Source organism: Streptomyces sp. NPDC051105, from assembly GCF_040682795.1.
Lineage (GTDB): Bacteria > Actinomycetota > Actinomycetes > Streptomycetales > Streptomycetaceae > Streptomyces.
This window is the reverse complement of record NZ_JBFBBR010000010.1, coordinates 37,973-62,669: the sequence shown is the minus strand read 5'-3', so window position 1 is coordinate 62,669 and position 24,697 is coordinate 37,973. Positions and strand designations below refer to the sequence as shown.

Below are 24,697 nucleotides of genomic sequence, written 5' to 3'. Positions count from 1 at the left end.
GCCGGAGGGTCCACTTACGTAAGACGATCGGGAACCCCAGCGGGTTTCGCGCCGTTGGAGCATGCAGAGACGGGCTTGCCAGCCGTCCGAGCCGCTCCGCGCGGCTTCGGGCACTCATGCTGGGGTACCGTCAGAAGAACTGTCTTATCAAACTCACTATGGCAGGAGGGACGGAGCGACACCGCTCCGTATGGATGGACGTGAAGCGATACTTCCGTGGGCCGGTCATGTGGATCGTGCTGGCCGTCCTTGCCGTGGTCGTGTTGATGCAGGTCGTCGGCTCGTCCGGCGGCTACAAGACGGTGGACACCGGCCAGGTCGTGGCGGCGATCAACAACAACAAGGTGGAATCGGCGAAGCTGACCACCGGTGACGAGCAGACCATCAAGGTCACGCTCAAGAACGGCGAGAAGGTCGACGGCAGCTCGAAGATCCAGGCGAGCTACATCGGCGACCAGGGCGTGACCATCGCCAACACGCTGCAGACCAAGTTCCAGGACAAGCAGATCCCCGACGGTTACACCGTCTCGCCGACCAAGCAGAACGCTTTCGTCGGTGTCCTGCTCTCCCTGCTCCCCTTCGTCCTCATCGTGGTCGTCTTCCTGTTCCTGATGAATCAGATGCAGGGCGGCGGCTCCCGGGTCATGAACTTCGGCAAGTCCAAGGCGAAGCTCATCACCAAGGACACCCCGAAGACGACGTTCGCGGACGTCGCGGGCTGTGACGAGGCCGTCGAGGAGCTCCACGAGATCAAGGAGTTCCTCCAGGAGCCGGCCAAGTTCCAGGCGGTCGGCGCCAAGATCCCCAAGGGCGTGCTCCTCTACGGCCGTCCCGGCACCGGCAAGACGCTGCTCGCGCGTGCCGTCGCCGGTGAGGCAGGGGTGCCCTTCTACTCGATCTCCGGTTCCGACTTCGTCGAGATGTTCGTCGGTGTCGGTGCCTCCCGGGTCCGTGACCTCTTCGAGCAGGCCAAGGCGAACGCCCCGGCGATCGTCTTCGTCGACGAGATCGACGCGGTCGGCCGCCATCGCGGCGCCGGCCTTGGCGGCGGTCACGACGAGCGTGAGCAGACGCTGAACCAGCTGCTCGTCGAGATGGACGGTTTCGACGTCAAGGGCGGTGTGATTCTCATCGCCGCGACGAACCGGCCCGACATCCTCGACCCGGCGCTGCTGCGCCCGGGCCGTTTCGACCGCCAGATCGCGGTCGACCCGCCGGACCTGCTGGGCCGTCTGGAGATCCTCAAGGTCCACCAGAAGGGCAAGCCGGTCGCGCCCGACGTCGACCTCGCGGCGGTCGCCCGCCGCACGCCGGGCTTCACCGGCGCGGACCTGTCGAACGTGCTGAACGAGGCGGCGCTGCTCACGGCCCGCAGCGATCGCAAGCTCATCGACAATCAGATGCTCGACGAGGCGATCGACCGCGTGGTCGCGGGCCCGCAGAAGCGGACCCGGATCATGTCGGACAAGGAGAAGAAGATCACCGCGTACCACGAGGGCGGCCACGCCCTGGTCGCGGCGGCTTCCCCGAACTCCGACCCGGTCCACAAGATCACGATCTTGTCCCGCGGCCGTGCCCTCGGTTACACGATGGTGCTGCCGGACGAGGACAAGTACTCGACCACGCGCAACGAGATGCTCGACCAGCTCGCCTACATGCTGGGCGGCCGCGCGGCCGAGGAACTGGTCTTCCACGACCCGACCACCGGCGCAGCCAACGACATCGAGAAGGCCACGGCCACCGCCCGCGCGATGGTCACGCAGTACGGCATGACCGAGCGTCTCGGCGCGATCAAGTTCGGCGGCGACAACACCGAGCCCTTCCTCGGCCGTGAGATGTCCCACCAGCGCGACTACTCGGAAGAGGTCGCCGCCCTGGTGGACGAGGAAGTCAAGAAGCTCATCGAGAACGCTCACAACGAGGCCTGGGAGATCCTGGTCGAGAACCGTGACGTCCTCGACAACCTCGTTCTCCAGCTCCTGGAGAAGGAGACCCTGAACAAGGAGGAGATCGCCGAGATCTTCGCGGCGATCCACAAGCGGCCCGCGCGCCCCGCGTGGACCGGCTCCTCCCGCCGTACGCCGTCCACCCGCCCGCCGGTGCTCTCCCCCAGGGAGCTCGCACTGACCAACGGGGCGAACGGCTCGACACCGGCGATCAGCACCGCGAAGTCCACGGCGGCCGAGTCCGCCCCGGCGGTCGAGAAGGCCCCGGAGGACCGTCCCGAGAGCTGAGTCACACCGGTCTCGCCTGGCTCGGAATGGATGCCGCGCCCCCCAGGATCTAGCCTGGGGGGCGCGGCTTTTCGGTATGCCCGCAGATGAGGCGTGTGACCCACAGGCGCCCCCCAATGGAACGAGGCACCCCAGATGACCGATCCCGTGACCCTGGACGGCGAGGGCACCATCGGCGAGTTCGACGAGAAACGCGCCGAGAACGCCGTCCGTGAACTCCTGATCGCGGTGGGGGAGGACCCCGACCGTGAAGGGCTCCGGGAGACTCCGGCGCGGGTGGCGCGGGCGTACCGCGAGTTGCTGGCCGGGAACCACCAGCAGCCGGAAGAGGTGCTGACGACGACCTTCGATCTCGGGCACGACGAGATGGTCCTGGTCAAGGACATCGAGATCGTCAGCCTGTGTGAGCACCACATGCTGCCGTTCCACGGCGTCGCCCACGTCGGCTACATCCCCGCGGAGACCGGCAAGATCACGGGCTTGTCCAAGCTCGCGCGCCTGGTCGAGGTGTTCGCCCGTCGTCTGCAGGTGCAGGAACGTCTCACTACCCAGATCGCCGACTCCCTGATGCGGATCCTGGAGGCCCGGGGTGTGATCGTGGTCGTCGAGGCGGAGCACATGTGCATGTCGGTCCGTGGGATCCGTAAGCCGGGGGCCAAGACGACGACCTCGGCGGTCCGCGGCCAGCTCCGGGACGCCACGACCCGCGCCGAGGCGATGAGCCTGATACTGGCCCGCTGACCTTCCCCGGGCGGGGCTCAGGCGACCGGCTCGGCCCCACTGTGGTTGTCGTCGTCCTCCGGGAGCTTGCACACCCGCTCCAGGAACATCGCCGCCGCTATGACACCGATGCCGGCGACCACGGAGAAGGCCGCGTAGAGGGCCTGGTCGCGGCGGGCGGGGAGGTCGAGGAGCTCCAGCAGGAAGACGCCCGTGCCTCCGTACATGCCGGCGACCAGGGCCGCGACCAGGGCGCTGGCCTGGCCGAAGACGACCGCGCGGGCGGCCATCAGGGGGTCGACGCCCTTGGCGCCCGGGCGGCGCTCACGCTGGGCCCGGAGGCGGGCGCGCAACGAGAGCGCCGTGGCGAGCAGGACTATGGCGATCAGGGCGAGGACGATCGGGGCGGCCACCGGCACGCTGGGCAGGGTCCCCACCGAGTTCCACAGGCGGGCGCCAGCCCAGGACAGCACCCCGGCCACGACGAACACGCCGGCCAGCACCCTGATCCGCAGCTCTTTCACTGTGTTCCTTCAGCTCCCCCGCAGAGATGTGGTCGTGTCGACCTTAACGACTACTCGGGCAGTCGGAGTTCCAGGTCCGCACGTGCTTCCACACCGTGCCGGGTGACGACCGCCAGCAGGTCGGCGATCGCGCCGCGGCCGGGCAGCTGTGCCTCGGGGTCGACGTCGTACCAGGGCGCCAGCACGAAGGCACGCTCGTGGGCCCGCGGGTGCGGAAGGGTGAGCTGTGGATCGTCGGAGACGACGTCCGCGTACGCGACGATGTCGACATCCAGGGTGCGCGGGCCCCAGTGCTCGTCCCGCACCCGGTTGAACGCCTCCTCCACCGCGTGCGCCCGCTCCAGCAGCGAGGACGGCGGGAGGGTGGTCTTCAGCACCACGACCGCGTTGTAGTACGCCGGCTGGCTGCCGGGCTCGACGCCCCACGGCTCCGTCTCGTACACCGGCGACACGGCCTTGATGCGGACGCCCGGAGTGTCCTCCAGCGCGTCGATGGCGCCCTGCAGGGTCTCCAGGCGGTTGCCGAGATTGGAGCCGAGGGCGACCACGGCGCGTTTGGGGTTGGAGAGGGTGGTGTCGGCGGCGTCGACCTGCTCGACGACGGAGGCGGGCACCGGCTGGACGGTCGGGTCACTGGGACCCCGCAGAGAGGATGCGGTCATACTCGGCTCCGGGTAATGGTGACGGTGACGTCGTCGAAGGGGACGGTGATGGGCGCGTCCGGCTTGTGTACCTGGACCTCGACCTCTCTTACCCCCTCGTGTTTCAGGCAGACCTGGGCGATCCGCTCGGCGAGCGTCTCGATCAGGTTCACCGGCTCCCCCTCGACCACGGCGACGACCTCTTCGGCCACCACGCCGTAGTGCACGGTCTTCGTCAGGTCGTCGTCGGCCGCCGCCGGCCGGGTGTCCAGACCAAGGACGACGTCCACGAGGAAGGTCTGGCCCTCCTCGCGCTCCTTGGGGAAGACACCGTGGTGCCCGCGGGCCTTCAGGCCGCGCAGCGCGACACGATCCACGCGAATCACTCCTGCAATCGTCGGTAACGGCGAGGTCGCATCGTGTGCGGACGATCGACCGGCCTCAGTCGAATCTACCTGCGGGCACTGACAGAACCAGGGCACGGGGCGGTGGCCCGCGCCGGGGTCGCCAGGGTTCACCGCGTGTTTTCCCTGGAGAACCCGGCGGCTCATGGGCCGGTAGCCGCACCTACCGGCGAGTTCGTGATTCCAGCCACTTCCTGCGCCACGCGGGCCGCGCGGGCCGGCGCGGACGCTCAGGAGGGCGTGTCGTCGTCCTCGTCCTCGTCGGTCTCGGACAGCACCGGGGAGGCGTGGTGGGACCAGAGCTTCCAGCCGTCCGGGGTGCGCCGAAACACGTTCGTGGCGACGACCAGCTGACCCACCAGCGGGCCGAGCTCCTGCCCGCCCGTGGGGGCCGGGCCGCCGCTGAGGATGTTCTCCGTGCAGGTCACCAGGGCGGTGTCGCCGGTGACGGAGACATGCACGTCGGTGAGGAAGAACTGGATGTAGTCGGTGTTCGCCATGATCAGCGCGTACGACCGCAGGACCTCGCCGCGGCCGGTCAGCACCGGCCAGCCCGGGTGCACGCAGGAGACCACGCCGCTGTCCGCCGGGTCGTGGTACTCCTCGTCGACGCCCAGGTCGGCGGGGGTGAGCCAGAGGCCGGACACCGCCTCGAAATCGGCGCGCTCCAGTGCCTCGTAGAAGGCTGTGTTGGCGGCCTCGACCTGCTCGACGTCGGTGTGGGGGGCGCTCACCGGGCTCCTTCTGCGCGGCGGGGAGGGGTCTGCGAGGCCGGTGCGGGCTGCGGGGCCGGCGCGGGCTGTGAGGCGTGCGCGGGCTGCGAGGCCTGTGAGGCGTGCGCGCCCGGCGTGTCCGGTCCCGCGCGCGCCCCCTCTATGGCGCGCGCGACCCGCACCGCGTCCGCCGTGGCGCGCACCTCGTGCACGCGCACCGCCCACGCGCCGGCGTGCGCCGCGAGCGCGGAGACGGCGGCCGTCGCCGCGTCGCGCTCCCTGGCGGGCGGGGGCGCCCCCGCGGGCCCGGCCAGGACCCGGCCGAGGAACCGCTTGCGGGAGGCGGCGACGAGCACCGGGTGCCCGAGGGCGTGCAGCCGGTCGAGGTGGGCCAGAAGGGTCAGGTCGTGCTCGGAGTCCTTGGAGAAGCCGAGGCCGGGGTCGACGACGATGCGGTCGGGGGAGATGCCGCCGGCCAGGACTGCGTCCACGCGCGCGTGCAGTTCCTCGAGGACTTCGGCGACGACGTCGTCGTACAGGCCCCGGACGTTGCCGCCCTCCAGGAAGCCGCGCCAGTGCATGACGACGAAGGGGGCGCCCGACTCGGCGACGACGGGGATCATGTCGGGGTCGGCGAGGCCGCCGCTGACGTCGTTGACGAGGGCCGCGCCGGCGGCCAGGGCCTGCTGGGCGACACTGGCGCGCATGGTGTCGACGGAGACGACGACGCCCTCGGAGGCGAGGCCGCGGACGACGGGGATGACACGGCGCAGTTCCTCGTCCTCATCGACACGGGTGGCGCCGGGGCGGGTGGACTCACCGCCGACGTCGACGAGGTCGGCGCCCTCGGTGACGAGGTCGAGGCCGTGCTTGACGGCGATCGTCGTGTCGAACCAGCGGCCGCCGTCGGAGAAGGAGTCGGGGGTGACGTTCACGACCCCCATGACCGCGCACCGGTCCCATGCCGGAAGCCCTGCCACCTGGCCACGTCCGCTGTGGTTGCTCATACGTTCAGCGTAGGCCCAGGAAACGGCGGCCCCGGCGTGCGGCCTTCGGGTGGGCCCGAGCGGAGCCCGCGGGCTGGAGGGGGAGGGGCGTCCGCTCGGGCCGGTCACGGGGTCACGCCGCTCGTATGCCCTGTTCGGCGACGCCGTGGGCGCAGGGACGGGCGGCCGGGGTGTTGCGGCGCAGGAAGCGCGGCAGCGGGAGGGCCAGGTTGACGAAGCCCTCGGCCTGCATGGCGGCGAGGCCGATCCGCGGGAGGTCTCCGGAGGCCCGGTAGACCACGAAGCGCGGCTCCCAGCGCGGCTGGAACTTGGCGTTGAACCTGTACAGCGACTCGATCTGGAACCAGCGCGACAGGAAGACCAGCAGCCCGCGCCAGGCGCGCAGCACCGGGCCCGCGCCGATCTTCTCGCCCCGCGCGAGCGCCGAGCGGAACATCGCGAAGTTGAGCGAGATCCGGGTGATGCCGAGCTTCGGGGCAGCCTGGAGGGCGGCCACGATGAGCAGTTCGTTCATCCCGGGGTCGGCCGCGCGGTCGCGGCGCATCAGGTCGAGGGAGACGCCGTCGGTGCCCCAGGGCACGAAGTGCAGGATCGCCTTGAGGTCGCCGTAGGGACCGGGTGTCTCGTCGGTCTTGTGGGCGGTGGCGATCAGGCAGTCGCCGTCGGAGGGGTCGCCGATGCGGCCGAGCGCCATCGAGAAGCCGCGCTCGGTGTCGGTGCCGCGCCAGTCCTCCGCCGCCCGGCGGATACGGTCCAGCTCGGCCTCGCCGAGGTCACGGATGCGCCGTACCCGGGTTTCGTAGCCGGCTCGCTCGATGCGCTTGACCATCTGGCGCACGTTGCGCATCGCGCGTCCGGCGAGCGAGAAATCCGCTACGTCCACCACCGCCTCGTCGCCCAGTTCGAGGGCGTCCAGGCCGGTCTCCCGGGTCCACACCTCGCCGCCCGTCTCCGAGCAGCCCATCACGGCGGGGGTCCAGGAGTGGGCCTTGGCCTCGTCCATGAAGCGTTCGATGGCACCGGGCCAGGCCTCGACGTCGCCGATCGGGTCGCCGCTCGCGAGCATCACGCCGGAGACCACGCGGTAGGTGACCGCCGCCTTGCCGCTGGGCGAGAAGACCACCGCCTTGTCGCGGCGGAGCGCGAAGTGGCCGAGGGAGTCGCGGGCGCCGTGCTTCTCGAGCAGGGCGCGCAGCTGGGCCTCGTCCTCCGCGGTGAGGTGCGCGGCGGGGTGTTCGGGGCGGAAGGCGAGGTAGATGGTGGTGACCGCCGTGATCAGGCCGAGGGCGCCGAGCGAGAAGGCGACCGTCCAGGAGGTCGATCCCTCGTAGTCGACGGGGCCTTCGAAGCCGAACAGGCCGTACAGGACGTGTGTGATGCGGTCGGCCAGGCTCGGGTCGCCGATCGTGCGCTTCGGGTGGGCGCTGACGATGACCAGCCCGAGGGCGAGCGAACCGGCGCTCATGAGCACGAAGTTGGCGAGCGCGCGCCACCGGCTGCGCGGGTCCGGCAGTGCCTTGAACTCGTCGCGGTGGAGCACCAGGGGCACGAACAGTGCCAGCGAGATCAGGGCTCCGATGACCGAGTGCCGGTACACGAACTCCGACACCGCGCCGGCCGGCAGGAGCGCGACCGCGGCCCGCCACGCCCGGCGCTTGCGCCGCTTGAGCCCGTGCGCGAGCAGCAGCAGCAACACGCCCGCGCTGAGCGAGAGAGCGGCGGCGAACGGCCCCAGCGACCCGGGCAGCACCTCGGCCATGGCGTGCATACGGCTGTGCCGGAAGCGCGGGAACACACCCGCGGCGATGTCCAGGACGCCTACGACCGCGCACGCCCGGCCGACCAGAGCGGGGACCGCCTCAGGGCGCGGACCACGGACTATGCGCCGCGCCCGGCTTGATCGGCTCGGAACCCCGCCCGACATTTCCCCATCTATCCTGACAGACATCGCATCCCGTAGTTCTGCGAGAGACCTTGAATCCGGGCCCGATTCGGGCATCCGGCGACATTGCGCCCTCTAGGACGGTGTCTCGGGGGGAGAGGTTCACTCCCCATCGGAAAGCCGGGTCAAAGGCCAAGGAAAGACCGGGGCAAGCCTCGCTGAAAGCGGCGGTCGCCACGGGGGAAAGCGCAGGCAGGAAGTACCTCATGGGACTCACGAGCGATAAAACACTGGCATTGGCGGTCTTGTCCGCCCTCCTCCTGTTCGTCGGCACGGTGTGGCTGTGGCCCCGGCTGGCCCGCCGCGACTGGCGGGCCGTCAGCGGTCGCGTCGGCCTTTTGCTGGCCACCCAGGCGGCGCTCTTCGCGTGTCTCGGGATAGCGGCCAACCAGGCTTTCGGTTTCTACGCCAGTTGGGCCGATCTGTTCGGCAGAGAGACGGACCAGGGTGTCGTCGTCGACCACGCGGCGGGCGGCGCGGGCGGCGGTCCGCTCCAGGTGGTCGCCACCTCCCGCGTGCACGGCGCGGGCGGTTCGCGGCCGGGGACGGCCGGCCAGATCGAGCAGGTCGACATCGCCGGCCGTACGACCCACATCACCACGCCCGCCTACGTGTACCTGCCGCCGGAGTACTTCCAGCCGCAGTACCGCACCCGCACGTTCCCGGCGGCGGTCGTCCTCACCGGCTACCCGGGCACCGCGCGGTCGCTCGTCGACAAACTGCACTACCCGCGCACGGCACAGCAGTTGGCCAAGGACGGGCGGATGCAGCCGATGATCCTGGTGATGCTGCGGCCCACGGTCGCACCGCCCCGGGACACCGAGTGCGTGGACGTCCCGCGTGGACCGCAGGCCGAGACCTTCCTCGCCAAGGACCTGCCCGAGGCGGTGACCGCGCACTACAGGGTCGGTAAGAAACCGGGAAGCTGGGGCGTCATCGGCGACTCGACCGGCGGCTACTGCGCGCTCAAGCTCGCGATGCACCACCCCGGCGTGTACGCCGCCGGCGCGGGCCTCTCCGCGTACTACAAGGCGCCCGTCGATCCCACGACCGGTGATCTCTACCAGGGCGACGGAAGACTCCGCGACCGCGCGAACCTCTGGTGGCTCCTCGGGCACGAACCCGCTCCGCAGACGTCCCTGCTGGTCACCAGCAGCAAAATCGGAGAAACCAACTACAAGGACACGCTGAAATTCATCGCGCGCGTGCAGGCCACGAACCGGACCCGGATCTCGTCGATCATCCTCGACAGCGGCGGCCACAACTTCAATACCTGGCGCCGCGAGATCCCCGCGACGCTCCAGTGGATCAGCGGCCGATTGAGCGACCGCTGACCCCGGTCTCCGGCGATGCCCTGTGAAGACTTCGATGTCGCCGTGTTTTTACGGCCCGGGGCACCACGATTCGCCTACGCGCGGTAAGTTTCTGGCCATGCCACGTGGACGTCACCGTCATTCCCCGCCTTTGCACAGGCTGTTGCCTCCCTCGGCGATCGCCGGTGTCTCCCTCGTCTGCGCGCTGGGCCCCTGGTTGTTCTCCCAACCGACGGCGCTGCGCACGCTGGCCGCGATAGCCGCGGCGACCGCGGCCGTCGGTGCCGCCGTGATGCGCCGCTGGGACACCGAGGCGGGCAAGCAGGTGGCCGACCTGTCACGCGCGCGTGCGAGCGACGAGTGGCGCCACGAGGAGCGGATCGCCGAGCTGGAGACCGACCTCGAGGAGTCGCGGGAGCTGCGGGCCAAGCTGGAGCAGCGGCTGCGCGCGAAGCGGGCGGAACTGGCGGGACTGCGCAACGAGCACGCGTCCCTGCTGCGCCGCTACGCCACGGCCGAGACCGAGCGCGCGAGCGCCCTGGAGGGCCGCCGCCTGCTGGAGATCGAGGCCACCGCGCCGTCGAACGCGCTGCCGGCCGCCCAGACCGCCGAAGAGGCGGAGGGGCCCGTGGCGGGTGTCGAGGAAGGCGAGGAGCTGGAGGTCGAGGAGACGACTCCCGCGGTCTTCTCGCCGGAGGGTTCCAAGCTGTTCCTGCGGGCCAAGGTGGCATTGGCCCGCTTCGAGGGCGACGCCCCGGCGGCCGAGGCCGACACCGGCACCGAGGGCGCTACGGAGACGGCCGCCGCACCCGAGGCGCCGAAGAGCGAGTCCGCACCGGAGGACGAGGAACAGGGGCAGCCCGAGGCGGTCGACGGGCACGCGCGCGCGGCCGCCGTCACCACCGCCGAGCCGGCGGACACCACCCCGGCGCCGGTGGAGCAGGACGCCCCCGCCACGACGGCACCGTCCGTCAACTCCGTCAAGCCCACCGGTCACTTCACGGTGCCGACCGCGGTGGCCGTGCTGCCGGCTGCACCCATCCCGCGTCCGCTGGTCACCGGCGGGTTCGACTTCTTCGGCACCCAGAAGGGTTCCTCGGTCGGCGGGCTGGAGTCCGTGCACAACGAGGACCTCGCGGACGTCGTCGGCCAGGAGGCGCTCGCGCTCCACAAGGCGGAGTCCGAGGCCGAGTTCAAGGCCGCCGACCCGGAGACCCGGGGCGTCGGCCAGGTCATCGACCTGACCGCGCACGACGAGACCGAGCAGATCAACATCGGGGGCCTGCGCAGCGCCGCCTCCTGAACACCACCGGAAACCCGCGCCAGTCCTGAGCCGGGGCACCCGCCGGGTGCCCCGACTCAGGCGTTCCTCGGGCCGTCCCCGGCCCGTCCTCGTCCCGTCCCTGGCCCGCCGCGCCGCTCTCGGGCCGTGCTCAGGCCATCCAGCGGTCCGGGCGTGCCGACCGGCGCCCCGTCCGGGACCGCTCGGCCTGCTCCCGCAGCAGCGAAGCGGCCGCCTCCACGTCCCGCAGACGGGCCGTCACGGTCTTGTCGGCCCCCGTGTCCACATGAACGTCCGCGAGCCGCCACAGCCGCTCCCAGGGCCCCTGCGTCAGCCGCACGCTCTGGACCTTGGCGTGCGGGACCAGCGCCAGGTGCCGGCGCAGCAGCCCGTGCCGCGCGGCGAACACCGTGTCGGTGACCGCGAGCCCGTACCCGCGCCACCACAACGGCACGCACCAGCCGGACCGCCGGGGCGGCCGCGGCAGCTCACCGGGCACCGTCACACCGGGCAGCACCCGCGCCACGACCGATTCGGCGACCGCGCGCGGGGCGACCGGTACCAGCACCGAGTTCGCCGACCCGGCCACGTCCAGCTCCACCCGCACCCAGTGCAGCGGCCGCCACAGCAGCGGCTCCACGATCCGCACGGTCTGCACCCGCCCGGGCGGCACCGTCTCGTGGGTCCGGTCGAGCAGCCCGTGGTCGATACGCAGCCCGTCCGGGGACTCCCCGACCGTCCAGTCGTACTCCCCGACGAACTTCCCCACACTGGTCATGGCCGCCGCGCCGAGCAGCGGCAGGGCGGTGGCGAGCACGGTCCACACGCTGTGCGTGGCCAGCCACAGCACCGGCGGTACGACGAGGGCGGCGGCCAGGGAGCCCCAGGTGGCGCCCGTCAGCACGAGGGAGAGCGCGAGCTTGCCCGGGGGCACGCGCATCAGCTCGTGCGCCGGAGCCTCGCCGACTTCGTGCGCCGTCTCGGGCGCGAATCCGGCGGCGCGCGCCAGCAGTTCCGCGCGGAGCGCACGTGCCTCGCCCTGCCCCAGGAAGGCCAGCTCGTCCTTCTTGTCGGTGCCGACGACGTCGATACGCAGCTTGGCGACGCCCGCCACACGCGCGAGGAGCGGTTGGGTCACGTCGACGGCCTGGATCCGCTCCAGCCGGATGTGCGCGGTGCGCCGGAACAACAGGCCGGTGCGTATGCGCAGTTCGCTGTCGGTCACCGCGAAGTAGGTGAACCACCAGGTCAGGAAGCCGTACAGCGCGCCCGCCGTGACCAGGACGGCGAGTCCGGCCAGGAGCATGGTCGTGGTCAGTTTCGTCAGCTGCTCCTGGGCCTGGTTCGGGTCGTGCACCGCCCAGCCGGTGAGCACGGCGACCGGCGCCCACGCTCGCCGGAACGGCGTCACGGGATGCAGCCGCCGCTCGCCCACCGCCTTGCCGGAGCGTATGGCGCCGGCCGCGCCGGGCGCGGTCACAGGCCTGCCGATCGGGCCTCGCCGAGCTCGGTGAGCCGGTCGCGCAGCCGTTCCGCCTCGGCCGGGTCGAGACCGGGGATGGCCGCGTCGGTGGCCGCGGCCGCGGTGTGCAGCTGCACGCTCGCCAGGCCGAAGTACCGCTCGACGGGCCCCGAGGTCACTTCGACCAGCTGCATCCGCCCGTACGGCACCACGGTCTCCTCGCGCCACAGCACGCCACGGCTGATCAGCAGGTCGTCGGCGCGCTCGGCGTACCGCCAGGAGCGCCAGTTGCGGCCGAGCAGCACCCAGCCCCAGGCCGTCGTGGCCAGCGGTAGCAGCGCGAAGGCCGCCCACACCGGACCCGCGAGCAGCCCCGTCAGCAGGCCCACGGCGAGCGTGAGCAGCCCCAGCCACACCACCAGCAGCAGCCGGCGCATCCGCAGCAGGCCGGGCGGCAGCCCTGCCCACACCGGTTCGGTCTCCGTCGCCCCGGCGCCGGCCGGGCTCCCCGTCTCCATAAGGTCAGCGTACGTACGAGAGACTGGGTCCATGACTCCTACGACGGAGACCACGGTCGGCATCGGCGGCGCCGCGGAGAGCACCGACATGGTGCTCAACATCGGCCCCCAGCACCCCTCCACACACGGCGTGCTGCGGCTGAAGCTGGTGCTGGACGGCGAGCGGATCGTCTCAGCCGAGCCGGTGATCGGCTACATGCACCGCGGCGCGGAGAAGCTCTTCGAGGCGCGCGACTACCGGCAGATCATCATGCTCGCCAACCGCCACGACTGGCTGTCGGCCTTCTCCAACGAGCTGGGCGTGGTCCTCGCCGTCGAGCGCATGCTCGGCATGGAGGTGCCCGTCCGCGCGGTGTGGACGCGCACCCTGCTGGCCGAGCTGAACCGGGTGCTCAACCACCTGATGTTCCTCGGCTCCTACCCGCTGGAGCTGGGCGGGATCACCCCGGTCTTCCACGCGTTCCGCGAGCGCGAGGAGCTTCAGAACGTCATGGAGGAGGTCTCCGGCGGGCGCATGCACTACATGTTCAACCGTGTCGGCGGCCTCAAGGAGGACCTCCCTGCCGACTGGACCGCACGCGCGCGTGCCGCCGTTTCCGCCGTGCGCTCCCGCATGGACGTCTTCGACGGCCTGGTCCTCGGCAACGAGATCTTCCGCGGGCGCACCCGCGGCGTGGGCACCCTCGCGCCGGAGGCCGTGCACGCGTACGGCGTGAGCGGCCCCATCGCGCGCGCCTCGGCCGTCGACTTCGACCTGCGCCGGGACGAGCCCTATCTGGCGTACGGCGAGCTCCAGGACACCCTCCGGGTGGTCACCCGGACCGAGGGCGACTGCCTGGCCCGCTTCGAGTGCCTCCTGGAGCAGACCCACAACGCCCTGGATCTGGCCGACGCCTGTCTGGACCGGGTCGCCGAGCTGCCGCCGGGACCGATCAACCAGCGGCTTCCCAAGGTCCTCAAGGCGCCCGAGGGCCACACCTACGCCTGGACCGAGAACCCCCTCGGCATCAACGGCTACTACCTCGTCAGCAAGGGCGAGAAGACCCCGTATCGGCTGAAGCTGCGTTCGGCGTCGTTCAACAACATCCAGGCGCTCATGGAACTGCTGCCGGGGACGCTGGTGGCGGACATGGTCGCGATTCTGGGGTCGATGTTCTTCGTGGTGGGGGACATCGACAAGTAGGACCGACAAGTAGGACACGGGGCGCAGGGCACCAGGCGCGGGGCGTGCTGCGCGAGGTGGTGCGGCGTGAGGTGGTGCGGCGCGAGGTGGTGCGGCGTGAGGTGGTGCGGCGTGAGGTGGTGCGGCGTGAGGTGGTGCGGCGTGGGGTGCGGGTCGTGCGCGCCGGCGTGTGTCAGAGCAGCGGATTCTCGATGCCGACCGGCTGCAGCAGCCAGCCGAAGTCGCCGAGGCCGCCGGGGGCGGTGAGTTCGGCGGCCTCGCCGGCGCTCGCGAGGGCGCGTACGTAGGTGGCGGGGTGTGTGGAGGCGAGCGTGAGCGGGGGGCGTGCGCTGACGAGGCCCAGAGCGCGCAGGGCGGCGCGTTGTGTGCAGATGAGCGCTTCGGGGAGGTCGTACGCCGTGTCGAGTGCCGTGCACGCGTCCAGCGCGACGTGCGCCGTGATGTCGCACGACCCGTCCGGGACGGGTGCCGTCGCGCGCCCCTCGCGGAAGCCGGTGAGCGTGCCGAACGGAGGGCGCGTGTCCACGGTGTGCGCGTAGTCCACGGCCACCGCGAGCCCCTCCCGCACACAGGTGACGGCATCCGCCCAGGCCCGGTCCCGGGGCAGCCCGATCTCCGCACGCAGCCCGGGCTCGGTGCCCAGCGGCCACCACCGGGCGAGCCACTCCGCGTCCGCGCCCGACACCCGCTCGCCGAGCAGTTCGGTGCCGTCGCGCCGGACGCGCACCAGCCGGGGCACACCGGCCGCGTCCACCTCGGCGACGTCGACCGGGACGTTGTCGAGCCATTCGTTGGCGAAGAGCAGGCCGGTGACCGTGCGCGGCAGCTCGGTCAGCCAGGTGATGCGGTCGGGCAGGCCGGACGGGCGATCGGCGACCTCGACGGCGCAGGCACGCGTGCGTGCCGCCACATCGGAGGGCAGCGCGGCGAGCACACCGCTGACCAGCTCGCCGCGGCCGGCGCCCATGTCGACGAAGTCCAGCGTCTCGGGGCACCCCAGGGCCTCGTCGACCCGGCACAGCAGCCCGGCCACCGCCTCGGCGAACAACTGCGACGCGTGCACCGACGTACGGAAGTGCCCGCCCGGTCCCTCCGGACGGCGGTAGAAGCCGCCGGCGCCGTACAGGGCCGCCTCGGTGGCCGCACGCCAGCCACGGGCGTCGTCGGCCGTCTCTCGCGTCGCCTCATCCGTCACCGGGCCAGACTAGGCGTACAGGTGATCACCTTCTCCACCTTGCGGAGTACGTGTGCGGAACAGGGATCGGCCCTCCGGTTGACCCCTGCACCTATCACGCTTCCCTACTCTGGGTTACGTGCAGCGCCTCTATGACTTCCTCCGCAGGAACCCGACATGGGTCGACAGCTTCTGGGCCGTCGTCCTGCTCGGGATCTCCGGCGTGAGCGTCGTGAACATCCGCGGGGCGCTCGACCACCACGGTTCGACCGCCGCCATGCTGGCCGTGTCCGTCGTCATGGCCGTGGTGGTGGCGCTGCGCCGCCGTTTCCCGGAGCCGATGCTGGTACTCGCCGCCGCCACCGGCCTGGCCCAGCTGATCCTGGACGTGGAGACGACCGTCGCCAACTTCGCCATGCTGGTGATCGTCTGCACGGTCGCCGCGGTCGGCGAGCGCTGGGCGTCCCGGTTCGCCCTCTACGCGGGGCTGTGCGCGGCGCCCCTGGCGCAGATCCGGTGGCCGCAGGAGAGGACGAGTCTTCTGGGGCACCTGGCGATCGTGGTGTTCCAGACGGTGCCGTTCGTGCTCGCCTGGGTGCTCGGCGACTCCATGCGCACCCGCCGCGCCTACTTCGCACAGCTGGAGGAGCGCGCCGCCCGGCTGGAGAAGGAGCGCGAGGCGCAGGCCAAGGTCGCGGTCGCGGCCGAGCGCGCCCGGATCGCGCGCGAGCTGCACGACGTGGTCGCGCACAACGTGTCGGTGATGGTGGTCCAGGCCGACGGCGCCGCCTACGTCCTCGACGCGGCCCCCGACCAGGCCAAGAAGGCCCTGGAGACGATCTCCTCCACCGGCCGCCAGGCCCTCGCCGAGATGCGCCGTCTGCTGGGCGTGCTGCGCACCGGCGAGCACAAGGAGGTCGGCGAGTACGTTCCGCAGCCCGACGTCGAGCAGATCGACGAGCTCGTCGAGCAGTGCCGCAGCTCCGGCCTGCCCGTCGACTTCAAGGTCGAGGGGACCCCGCGCCCGCTGCCCAGCGGCGTCGAGCTGACGGCGTACCGGATCGTGCAGGAGGCGCTCACCAACACGCGCAAGCACGGCGGGCCCAACACGGGCGCCAGCGTGCGGCTGGTCTACTTCGACGACGGACTCGGCCTGCTGGTCGAGGACGACGGCAAGGGCGCCCCGCACGAGATGTACGAGGAGGGCGGCGTGGACGGTCAGGGGCACGGCCTGATCGGCATGCGCGAGCGGGTCGGCATGGTCGGCGGCACCCTCGACGCCGGCCCCCGTCCAGGCGGAGGATTCCGCATCAGTGCTCTGCTGCCGCTCAAACCGGCGCATTGACACGGACGCACGCCCCCGGTTGACACCTGTCACGCCCCCGGGAAACCCCGCAACAAGCCGATGAACGGAAACGGAAGAGGCCCCGATGACGATCCGCGTGATGCTCGTCGACGACCAGGTGCTGCTGCGCACCGGGTTCCGGATGGTGCTCGCGGCGCAGCCGGACATGGAGGTCGTCGCAGAGGCGGGCGACGGCGTCGAGGCCCTCCAGGTGCTGAAGTCCACCGACGTGGACGTCGTGCTGATGGACGTGCGCATGCCCAAGCTGGACGGGGTGGAGACCACCCGCCGCATCTGCTCGGAGCCCGACCCGCCCAAGGTGCTCATCCTGACCACCTTCGATCTCGACGAGTACGCCTTCTCGGGGCTGAAGGCCGGCGCCTCCGGCTTCATGCTCAAGGACGTGCCGCCGGGCGAACTGCTGGCCGCCATCCGCTCCGTGCACAGCGGCGACGCCGTCGTCGCTCCCTCCACCACCCGGCGGCTGCTCGACCGCTTCGCACCGATGCTGCCCTCCGCAGGCAAGGAGTCTCAGCACCAGGAGCTGAACCGGCTCACCGACCGGGAGCGGGAGGTCATGGTGCTGGTCGCGCAGGGCCTGTCGAACGGCGAGATCGCGAGCCGGCTGGTGCTCTCCGAGGCGACCGTGAAAACCCACGTGGGCCGCATCCTGACCAAGCTCGGGCTGCGCGACCGGGTGCAGGTGGTCGTCCTGGCCTACGAGACCGGGCTGGTCCGCGCGGGCGGCGGACACGGCTGACCCACGCGCGCGTGGCCGGCGTACGGCCCGCGCGGCCAGGGCCTGTCTGACCATTTCCGTCTGCCTCGCGACGCCCTGCACGCTCCCCCACTGCCTTAAGGGCGTGGGAGGTACCCCCACTTGCCGCACCGGGCGCAGACCCAAGTACGTCCAGTAGGAGGGCCTACGCCCGGCATCCCCCCAGCCTCCGGCCGGGGGACCCCCAGAGCACGCACCTGACGCCGCGAGGCCGCCCTCCGGGCGACGACGGGAATGGTCAGACAGGCCCTAGCGGAGAAGCCCTTCGAGGAAGTCGCTGCCGAGGCGGGCGACGACCGTGACGTCCAGCTGGTGCAGCACGTACCGGCCGCGGCGGCGCGTCGTGACCAGGCCCGCCTTCTTGAGCACGCCCAGATGCCGGGACACCTCTGGTGCCGACAGACCGTGCACCTGCGCCAGCTCGCTGGTGGTGTACGCGCTGCGCGCCAGGTACCGGCACAGCCGCATCCGGACGGGATGGGACAGCGCCGCCATCCGCAGCGTGAGCGCCTCCACCGACGCCGGTGCGGCGAGCTCCGGCGAGCCGACCGGATAGTGCAGCACCGGCTGCCAGCCGTAGCGGTGCAGGACCATCAGATGCGGCCAGCCGAGGCTCGTGGGCACCAGCAGGAGGCCGTCGGCCTCGGCCTCGGCGTGGCCGTCGGTGAGCTTGTCCACGGTGATCCGCGCGCCGGCCTCGTCCAGGGTCACGACCGGCGAGACCGCCGCGAGCGCATCGCGGCCAGCCCCTTGCGGCGCAGCAGTTCCGTCTTGTGCCGGGCGTCGGCCGCCAGCTGGTGGCGCAGCCGCGACCAGGCCTCGTCGAAGAACGCCTCGGCGCAGTCCTCCAGGAACCGGCGCAGCCACGCGCGCACACTCGGCGGATCGTCGAGCAGCCGCTGCGCGAACCGGACCTGCTGCGGACCGCGTGAGGCGGCCACCTCCAACGCCCTGCGGCGCCCGACCGGATCCGACAGGAGGGCCGTTGCCCGCGTGTCGTAGGAGGGCACGCACGTGAACTCCAGCGCCGCGTCCACGAACTGTTCGTCCGTCAGCTTGTCCAGCTGGCCGAGCTCCTCGGTCAGCGTGCCGCCCGGGACGGCGCCGGGAACGGCCGCGTACGGCAGGAAAAGGTCCGAGAACGTCGACCGCCACAGAAAGTCCGCCTCGCACATCCGGTCGGCCAGATGCGGCTCCATCCGGGCGGTCACACCGGTCACCCAGCCCTGCAGGCCGGGATGGTGCCCCGGTTCGGACAGCGCGTGCAGCGCCATGCCGAGTTCGGCCAGGGGCGAGGGCACGACGGCGACCCTCTCCGGCCGCAGCCCCGCGATGTCGATACGCACGCTCATGTCCCCATCGTGCACCCCACCACCGACAACGCCTCCCTCGATTGACGGGCGCCGTCAATCGACGCGACGGCGGCACGGCGGACGGGGCGTCTACGGCAACCGTTCCACGAAGTCGGCGACCGCCGCCCGCACATCCGCCGCCGTCCACTCCAGGCCCGCCGCCGACACTGTCACCTCGGTCGTGGCCAGCCCCGGCCCCTTGGGCTCCCAGGAGCCGTTGAAAAGGTAGGTGCCGGTCTCCTCGGCCTGGCGCACCGCCGCCTCCAGCAGCACCTCGCCGTCGTAAGGCAGCCAGACCTGGAACTGGTGGGTGTGCGGTTCCTCGGGGAAGACGCGCCCCCAGGGAAGGCCCGCCTCCGCGAAGCCCTCGCGCAGTGCCGCGGCCACCACGCGCGCGTGCCGTACGAAGTCCGGCAGGCGGGGCAGCTCGCGCTCCAGGCCGGCCAGGGCCGCGAGCGCGGTCGGGAACTGCTGGAAGACCGTCCCGCCGTACCGGTGCCGCCACGTCCTCGCCTCCTCGACCAGGGACTTCGGGCCGGCCAGTGCGGCACCGCCGAATCCTTCGAGGGACTTGTAGAACGACACGTAGACGCTGTCCGCCAGGTCCGCGATCTCGTGCAGGGGGCGCCCGAAGTGGACGGTCGACTCCCACAGGCGCGCGCCGTCGAAGTGCACCACCGCGTCGCGCTCCCGCGCCGCCTCCACGACCTCCGTGAGCTCCTCCCAGGAAGGCAGCACGTAACCGGCGTCCCTGAGGGGAAGTTCCAGCATCAGCGCCCCGAAGGGCTCCTCGAAGTCGCGTATCTCCTGGGCGGTGGGCAGCCGGGGCTCAGCGGTGACGCGCACCGGGCGCAGGCCGGCGACCTCGCGGAAGGCGTTGCGTTCGTGGACCTCGGGGTGGGCGAGGGCGTGCAGGGCGACCGTGGGGTTGCCGGTGCGGGCCGCCCAGCAGCGCAGGGCCACCTGCTGGGCCATCGTGCCGGTCGGGAAGAACGCGGCGGCCTCGGTGCCCAGCAGGGCGGCGACGCGTGCCTCCAGGGCCTCGACGACCCCGTTGCCGTAGAGGTCCCCAGGTTCGTCCAGGTCGTACACCTCGGGTGCCGCTTCCTGGAGCCGCGCCAGCCGTTCGCGCAGCGAGGCGCGTCCGCCCACGCGCGCGAGGACGCGTTCGGCCTTCCGGTAGGCGGCCGTGCGCCGCTCCCGCATCCGCTGGTCCGCCGACGCGGGTTCGTTCGGCTGGTCGTCCTGGGTGGTCGCCGTATCGCTCATGCCCTGGATGATGACGCCACGCGGTACCGGCGGGCGTCGGCTTTTCCGACCGGGAGGCAGTCCGGAGGACGCCCGGGGCGATGTGACCGGTCACCCACAGCCTGTGGACAGCCAACTCGGGCCGAACCCGATAGCGTTAACATGACGAGAAATCGTCCGGTACCCAGAGCGGACTGGAACGGGAAGGCCACCGTCGCGTGAGTACAGTCCAACAGCCAGACCCCAGTGACCGCCCCGCGCGGCTCACCGTCGGCGTCGTCGGCGCCGGTCGGGTGGGCCCCGCGCTCGCCGCGTCCCTGCAGCTCGCGGGGCACCGCCCGGTGGCCGTCTCCGGGGTCTCCGACACCTCCCGGCGGCGCGCCGAGGCGATGCTGCCCGACGTCCCGCTGGTCTCCCCCGCCGAGGTCCTCCAGCGCGCCGACCTGGTGCTCCTGACCGTCCCCGACGACGCCCTGCCCGGCCTGGTCGCCGGCCTGGCCGAGACCGGTGCCGTACGCCCGGGCCAGCTGCTCGTGCACACCTCCGGGCGATACGGCGCGAAGGTCCTGGACCCGGCCCTGCGCGCGGGCGCGCTGCCGCTGGCCCTGCACCCGGCCATGACGTTCACCGGGACGCCCGTGGACGTGCAGCGGCTCGCGGGCTGCTCGTTCGGGGTGACCGCGCCCGAGGAACTGCGGCTCGCCGCCGAGGCACTCGTCATCGAGATGGGCGGCGAGCCGGAGTGGATCTCCGAGGAGAACCGCCCGCTCTACCACGCGGCCCTCGCCCTGGGCGCCAACCACCTGGTCACCCTGGTCGCCCAGTCCATGGAGCTGCTCCGCACGGCCGGTGTCGAGGCCCCCGACCGGATGCTCGGCCCCCTGCTCGGCGCCGCCCTGGACAACGCCCTGCGCTCCGGCGACGCGGCGCTGACCGGGCCGGTCGCGCGCGGGGACGCGGGCACCGTCGCCGCGCACGTCACGGAGCTGCGCCGGCACGCCCCGCAGGCCGTCGACGGCTATCTGGCGATGGCCCGCGCCACGGCCGACCGGGCGCTCGCCCAGGGTCTGCTGAAGCCGGAACTCGCCGAGGACCTCCTCGGCGTCCTCGCCGGCGGCACGAACGGCACCCACGGCACCGAGGGGAACACCCGATGAGCACCGCCCTGCTGCGCACCGCCGACGAACTGCACGCGCGCGTGCGGCACGGCCGCCGCGCTGTCGTGATGACCATGGGCGCCCTGCACGAGGGCCACGCCACGCTGATCCGGAACGCGCGCGAGATCGCCGGCCCGGACGGCGAGGTCGTCGTCACGGTCTTCGTCAACCCGCTGCAGTTCGGGGCCGGCGAGGACCTCGACCGCTACCCGCGCACCCTGGACGCCGACCTGAAGATCGCCGAACAGGCGGGCGCGGACGTCGTGTTCGCCCCGTCGGTCGAGGAGGTCTACCCAGGCGGGCAGCCCCAGGTGCGGGTCACCGCAGGGCCGATGGGCACGCTCCTGGAGGGCGCCTCGCGGCCCGGGCACTTCGACGGCGTCCTCACCGTCGTCGCCAAGCTGCTGCACCTCACCCGCCCCGACGCGGCCCTGTTCGGGCAGAAGGACGCCCAGCAGCTGGCGGTGATCCGGCGCATGGTGCGGGACCTGAACTTCGGCGTCGAGATCGTCGGCGTGCCGACGGTGCGTGAGGCCGACGGGCTCGCGCTCTCCAGCCGCAACCGCTATCTGTCGGCCGACGAGCGGCGCACGGCTCTCACGCTGTCGCGCGCCCTGTTCGCCGGGCGCGACCGGCACGCGGCGCAGGAGGCGTTGCGTGCGCGGGCGCGCGAGGTGCCGTCCACGCGGGCGCGTGCCGAGGCGCTCAGCGCCATAGGGGAGTCCCGCGCGGCGGCCGACGCCCACGCCGTCGCCAAAGCCGTGCCCAACGCCGCCGCCGCGGTGCGCGCCGCCGCGCGGACGGTCCTGGACGAGGCCGTCCACTACGACCCGCCGCTCGCACTGGACTACCTCGTCCTGGTCGACCCCTCCGACTTCACCGAGATCGACGACGACTTCACAGGAGAGGCCGTCCTCGCCGTCGCCGCCCGGGTCGGGACGACCCGGCTGATCGACAACATCCCGCTCACCTTCGCCGCTCCCGGAGCCGCCTCGTGACCAGCACAGGCATACGACTGCACGCGCCCGCCCCCGGGTGGTCCATCGACGCGGACGTGGTGGTCGTCGGGTCCGGCGTCGCCGGTCTGACCGCCGCCCTGCGCTGCGAGGCCGCCGGACTGACCACGGTCGTCGTCACCAAGGCACTCCTCGACGACGGCTCCACGCGCTGGGCCCAGGGCGGCATCGCGGCGGCCCTGGGTGAGGGCGACTCCCCCGAACAGCACCTGGACGACACTCTGGTCGCGGGCGCGGGCCTGTGCGACGAGGGCGCGGTACGGATCCTCGTCACCGAGGGCCCCGACGCGGTACGGCGGCTGATCTCGACCGGGGCCCACTTCGACACCGACGCGGACGGCGGCATCGAGCTCACCCGCGAGGGCGGCCACCACCGGCGCCGGATCGTGCACGCGGGCGGGGACGCGACCGGCGCGGAGGTCTCGCGCGCGCTGGTGGAAGCTGCTCGCGCGCGGGGCGTGCGGATGATCGAGAACGCGCTGGTGCTCGACCTGCTGACCGACGCCGAGGGGCGCACGGCGGGCGTGACCCTGCACGTGATGGGCGAGGGCCAGCACGACGGCGTGGGCGCCGTGCACGCCCCCGTGGTCGTCCTCGCCACCGGCGGCATGGGCCAGGTCTTCTCCGCCACCACCAACCCGTCGGTGTCCACCGGCGACGGCGTGGCGCTCGCGCTGCGGGCCGGTGCGGAGGTCTCCGACCTCGAATTCGTCCAGTTCCACCCGACCGTGCTGTTCCTCGGCGCCGACGCGGAGGGCCAGCAGCCACTGGTCTCCGAGGCGGTGCGCGGGGAGGGCGCGCACGTCGTCGACGCGGACGGCGTGCGCTTCATGGTCGGCCAGCACGAGCTGGCCGAGCTGGCGCCCCGGGACATCGTCGCCAAGGGCATCATGCGGCGCATGCAGGAGCAGGACGCCGAGCACATGTTCCTGGACGCCCGGCACTTCGGCGCCGACATGTGGGAGCACCGGTTCCCGACGATCCTCGCTGCCTGCCGGGCGCACGGCATCGACCCGGTCACCGAGCCCATCCCCATAGCGCCGGCCGCGCACTACGCCTCCGGGGGTGTGCGCACCGACGCGCGCGGGCGCACGACCGTGCGCGGGCTGTACGCGTGCGGCGAGGTCGCGTGCACCGGCGTGCACGGCGCGAACCGGCTCGCCTCCAACTCCCTCCTGGAGGGTCTGGTCTACGCCGAGCGCATCGCCGCCGACATCACCGCGCGGCACGCGGAGAACCGCCTCCACGCGCGCGTGCCCGTCCCGGTCCCGCACCCCGACAAGCCCGCGCACCCGCTGCAGGCCCCCGAGGCCCGGTTCGCGATCCAGCGGATCATGACCGAGGGCGCCGGCGTGCTGCGCTCCGAGGAATCCCTTGCCAGGGCCGCCGAGCAGCTCCAGCGCGTGCACACCGAGGCCCGTGACGCCCTCGCCGAGAACGGCAAGACCGCCGAGCCCGGCGTCGACACCTGGGAGGCCACCAACCTCCTGTGCGTCGCGCGGGCGCTCGTCGAGGCGGCCCGGCGCCGCCAGGAGACCCGCGGCTGCCACTGGCGCGAGGACCACGCCGACCGCGACGACACCGTGTGGCGCCGCCACATCGTCGTACGGCTGAATCCGGACCGCTCGCTGGCCGTGGGCACCACCGACACCGCAGACTTCCCCCCGACCCGGCCGCACCAGCCATCCCAGGAGCAGTGACAGACGTGAGCACCAACGACCTTCCCCTCGCCGACGGCGGCGGCTGCGGCGACGGCTGTGCCTGCGGCGCCGAGGGCGACGAGGAGTACCTGGAGTGCGGGCTCGACCCCGCGCTCGCCGAACTCCTCGCCGCCGCCGGACTCGACCCCGTTGAGGTCGAGGACATCGCCAACGTGGCCATCCAGGAGGACCTGGACAACGGCGTGGACGTGACGACCGTCGCGACGATCCCCGAGGAGGCCGTGGCGACCGGCGACTTCGTCGCGCGCGAGGCGGGCGTCGTCGCCGGGCTGCGGGTCGCCGAGGCCGTGGTCTCCGTGGTCTGCACGGACGAGTTCGAGGTCGAGCGGCACGTCGAGGACGGCGACCGGGTCGAGGCCGGACAGCCGCTGCTGTCGATCACCACCCGCACCCGCGACCTGCTCACCGCCGAGCGCAGCGCGCTCAACATCCTGAACCGCCTCTCCGGCATCGCGACCGCCACGCGTGCGTGGGCGGACGCGCTGGAGGGCACCACCACGCGCGTGCGGGACACCCGGAAGACCACGCCGGGGCTGCGCTCCCTGGAGAAGTTCGCGGTGCGCTGCGGCGGCGGCGTCAACCACCGGATGTCGCTCTCCGACGCGGCCCTGGTCAAGGACAACCACGTGGTCGCCGCCGGCGGCGTCGAGCAGGCCTTCAAGGCCGTCCGCGAGGCCTTCCCGGACCTGGCGATCGAGGTCGAGGTCGACACCCTGCACCAGCTGCGCGAGGCCGTCGACGCGGGCGCCGACCTGATCCTGCTGGACAACTTCACGCCGGGGGAGTGCGAGGAGGCCGTGGCGATCGTCGGCGGGCGCGCGCTCCTGGAGGCGTCCGGACGGCTCACCCTGGGGAACGCGCGGGCGTACGCCGACACCGGCGTGGACTTCCTGGCCGTCGGTGCCCTCACCCACTCCTCGCCGATCCTGGACATCGGCCTGGATCTGCGCGAGGCGGAGTGAT

General features: G+C 72.1%; 21 protein-coding genes and 1 pseudogene. 11 read left to right on the top strand and 11 right to left on the bottom strand.

All coding sequences use genetic code 11. The annotated features are described in order from the left end of the window. Positions 1 to 194 precede the first annotated feature (194 nt). Positions 195 to 2,234: an ATP-dependent zinc metalloprotease FtsH gene (gene ftsH, locus AB0N16_RS24715; RefSeq protein ID WP_365800136.1), complete on the top strand. Its 2,040-nt coding sequence runs from the start codon at positions 195 to 197 to the stop codon at positions 2,232 to 2,234. A gap of 135 nt (positions 2,235 to 2,369) precedes the next feature. Then, complete coding sequence (gene folE / locus AB0N16_RS24710; protein ID WP_362575957.1) at positions 2,370 to 2,975, top strand: GTP cyclohydrolase I FolE; 606 nt, start codon at positions 2,370 to 2,372, stop codon at positions 2,973 to 2,975. A gap of 17 nt (positions 2,976 to 2,992) precedes the next feature. Here the strand turns inward: folE and AB0N16_RS24705 are convergent, their stop codons facing one another. From AB0N16_RS24705 to AB0N16_RS24680, 6 genes are all read right to left on the bottom strand, one after another. Continuing rightward, positions 2,993 to 3,478: a DUF3180 domain-containing protein gene (locus AB0N16_RS24705; RefSeq protein WP_365800134.1), complete on the bottom strand. Its 486-nt coding sequence runs from the start codon at positions 3,476 to 3,478 to the stop codon at positions 2,993 to 2,995. Positions 3,479 to 3,528: 50 nt separating this feature from the next. Continuing rightward, positions 3,529 to 4,140, bottom strand: coding sequence for a 2-amino-4-hydroxy-6-hydroxymethyldihydropteridine diphosphokinase (gene folK / locus AB0N16_RS24700; protein ID WP_365800132.1), 612 nt, complete (start codon positions 4,138 to 4,140; stop codon positions 3,529 to 3,531). Then, positions 4,137 to 4,496, bottom strand: a complete 360-nt coding sequence (gene folB / locus AB0N16_RS24695) for a dihydroneopterin aldolase (RefSeq protein WP_351748877.1) — start codon at positions 4,494 to 4,496, stop codon at positions 4,137 to 4,139. The genes folK and folB overlap by 4 nt, the downstream gene beginning before the upstream one ends. Positions 4,497 to 4,753: 257 nt before the next feature. Beyond that, positions 4,754 to 5,257 carry a nuclear transport factor 2 family protein gene (locus tag AB0N16_RS24690; RefSeq protein ID WP_351712126.1) on the bottom strand — a complete coding sequence of 168 codons (504 nt, stop codon included), beginning with the start codon at positions 5,255 to 5,257 and terminating at the stop codon, positions 4,754 to 4,756. After that, positions 5,254 to 6,243, bottom strand: a complete 990-nt coding sequence (gene folP / locus AB0N16_RS24685; protein ID WP_365800129.1) for a dihydropteroate synthase — start codon at positions 6,241 to 6,243, stop codon at positions 5,254 to 5,256. Before folP ends, AB0N16_RS24690 begins: the two co-directional genes overlap by 4 nt. 112 nt (positions 6,244 to 6,355) lie before the next feature. Next, positions 6,356 to 8,167, bottom strand: a complete 1,812-nt coding sequence (locus tag AB0N16_RS24680; RefSeq protein ID WP_365800127.1) for a phosphatidylglycerol lysyltransferase domain-containing protein — start codon at positions 8,165 to 8,167, stop codon at positions 6,356 to 6,358. Between the two features lie 224 nt (positions 8,168 to 8,391). Here AB0N16_RS24680 and AB0N16_RS24675 point away from each other — a divergent pair, with 224 nt between their 5' ends. Together AB0N16_RS24675 and AB0N16_RS24670 are read left to right on the top strand one after the other, a co-directional pair. After that, on the top strand, positions 8,392 to 9,519 hold the full coding sequence (locus tag AB0N16_RS24675) for an alpha/beta hydrolase-fold protein (RefSeq protein WP_365800125.1): 1,128 nt from the start codon (positions 8,392 to 8,394) through the stop codon (positions 9,517 to 9,519). Positions 9,520 to 9,616: 97 nt separating this feature from the next. Continuing rightward, positions 9,617 to 10,801 carry a hypothetical protein gene (locus AB0N16_RS24670; protein ID WP_365800123.1) on the top strand — a complete coding sequence of 395 codons (1,185 nt, stop codon included), beginning with the start codon at positions 9,617 to 9,619 and terminating at the stop codon, positions 10,799 to 10,801. Between the two features lie 130 nt (positions 10,802 to 10,931). Here AB0N16_RS24670 and AB0N16_RS24665 read toward each other — a convergent pair whose 3' ends face one another. Beyond that, positions 10,932 to 12,260, bottom strand: a complete 1,329-nt coding sequence (locus AB0N16_RS24665) for a PH domain-containing protein (RefSeq protein ID WP_365800121.1) — start codon at positions 12,258 to 12,260, stop codon at positions 10,932 to 10,934. Continuing rightward, positions 12,257 to 12,760 carry a PH domain-containing protein gene (locus AB0N16_RS24660; protein WP_365800119.1) on the bottom strand — a complete coding sequence of 168 codons (504 nt, stop codon included), beginning with the start codon at positions 12,758 to 12,760 and terminating at the stop codon, positions 12,257 to 12,259. The genes AB0N16_RS24665 and AB0N16_RS24660 overlap by 4 nt, the downstream gene beginning before the upstream one ends. 31 nt (positions 12,761 to 12,791) lie before the next feature. On the opposite strand from AB0N16_RS24660, the gene AB0N16_RS24655 reads away from it, so the two are divergent. Continuing rightward, positions 12,792 to 13,943, top strand: a complete 1,152-nt coding sequence (locus AB0N16_RS24655) for an NADH-quinone oxidoreductase subunit D (RefSeq protein ID WP_365800117.1) — start codon at positions 12,792 to 12,794, stop codon at positions 13,941 to 13,943. Positions 13,944 to 14,115: 172 nt separating this feature from the next. Here AB0N16_RS24655 and AB0N16_RS24650 read toward each other — a convergent pair whose 3' ends face one another. Then, entirely contained in the window at positions 14,116 to 15,138 is a 1,023-nt protein-coding gene (locus tag AB0N16_RS24650) for an SAM-dependent methyltransferase (protein WP_365800115.1), read from the bottom strand. A 118-nt stretch (positions 15,139 to 15,256) separates the two neighbouring features. Between AB0N16_RS24650 and AB0N16_RS24645 the strand changes: the two genes are divergently transcribed. Further along, positions 15,257 to 16,462 (top strand): sensor histidine kinase, encoded by a 1,206-nt coding sequence (locus tag AB0N16_RS24645; RefSeq protein ID WP_365800114.1) that lies wholly within the window; start codon positions 15,257 to 15,259, stop codon positions 16,460 to 16,462. An 85-nt stretch (positions 16,463 to 16,547) separates the two neighbouring features. Next, positions 16,548 to 17,222 carry a response regulator transcription factor gene (locus AB0N16_RS24640; RefSeq protein WP_365800112.1) on the top strand — a complete coding sequence of 225 codons (675 nt, stop codon included), beginning with the start codon at positions 16,548 to 16,550 and terminating at the stop codon, positions 17,220 to 17,222. 267 nt (positions 17,223 to 17,489) lie between these two features. Here AB0N16_RS24640 and AB0N16_RS24635 read toward each other — a convergent pair. Both AB0N16_RS24635 and AB0N16_RS24630 read right to left on the bottom strand, forming a co-directional pair. After that, positions 17,490 to 18,592: pseudogene (locus AB0N16_RS24635) on the bottom strand (DUF5937 family protein). Between the two features lie 90 nt (positions 18,593 to 18,682). Beyond that, the gene (locus tag AB0N16_RS24630; protein WP_365800110.1) at positions 18,683 to 19,861 is read right to left on the bottom strand and encodes a beta-eliminating lyase-related protein; all 1,179 of its coding nucleotides are present in this window, start codon (positions 19,859 to 19,861) and stop codon (positions 18,683 to 18,685) included. A 197-nt stretch (positions 19,862 to 20,058) separates the two neighbouring features. Here AB0N16_RS24630 and AB0N16_RS24625 point away from each other — a divergent pair, with 197 nt between their 5' ends. From AB0N16_RS24625 to nadC, 4 genes are read left to right on the top strand one after another with little or no spacing between them, the layout of a single operon-like run. After that, the gene (locus AB0N16_RS24625) at positions 20,059 to 20,997 is read left to right on the top strand and encodes a DUF2520 domain-containing protein (RefSeq protein ID WP_365800108.1); all 939 of its coding nucleotides are present in this window, start codon (positions 20,059 to 20,061) and stop codon (positions 20,995 to 20,997) included. Continuing rightward, positions 20,994 to 21,995 (top strand): pantoate--beta-alanine ligase, encoded by a 1,002-nt coding sequence (gene panC / locus AB0N16_RS24620; protein ID WP_365800106.1) that lies wholly within the window; start codon positions 20,994 to 20,996, stop codon positions 21,993 to 21,995. Before AB0N16_RS24625 ends, panC begins: the two co-directional genes overlap by 4 nt. After that, entirely contained in the window at positions 21,992 to 23,713 is a 1,722-nt protein-coding gene (locus tag AB0N16_RS24615) for an L-aspartate oxidase (RefSeq protein WP_365800104.1), read from the top strand. The genes panC and AB0N16_RS24615 overlap by 4 nt, the downstream gene beginning before the upstream one ends. Before the next feature lie 5 nt (positions 23,714 to 23,718). Beyond that, positions 23,719 to 24,696, top strand: a complete 978-nt coding sequence (nadC, locus tag AB0N16_RS24610; protein WP_365800102.1) for a carboxylating nicotinate-nucleotide diphosphorylase — start codon at positions 23,719 to 23,721, stop codon at positions 24,694 to 24,696. The last annotated feature ends 1 nt before the right edge of the window (position 24,697 follow it).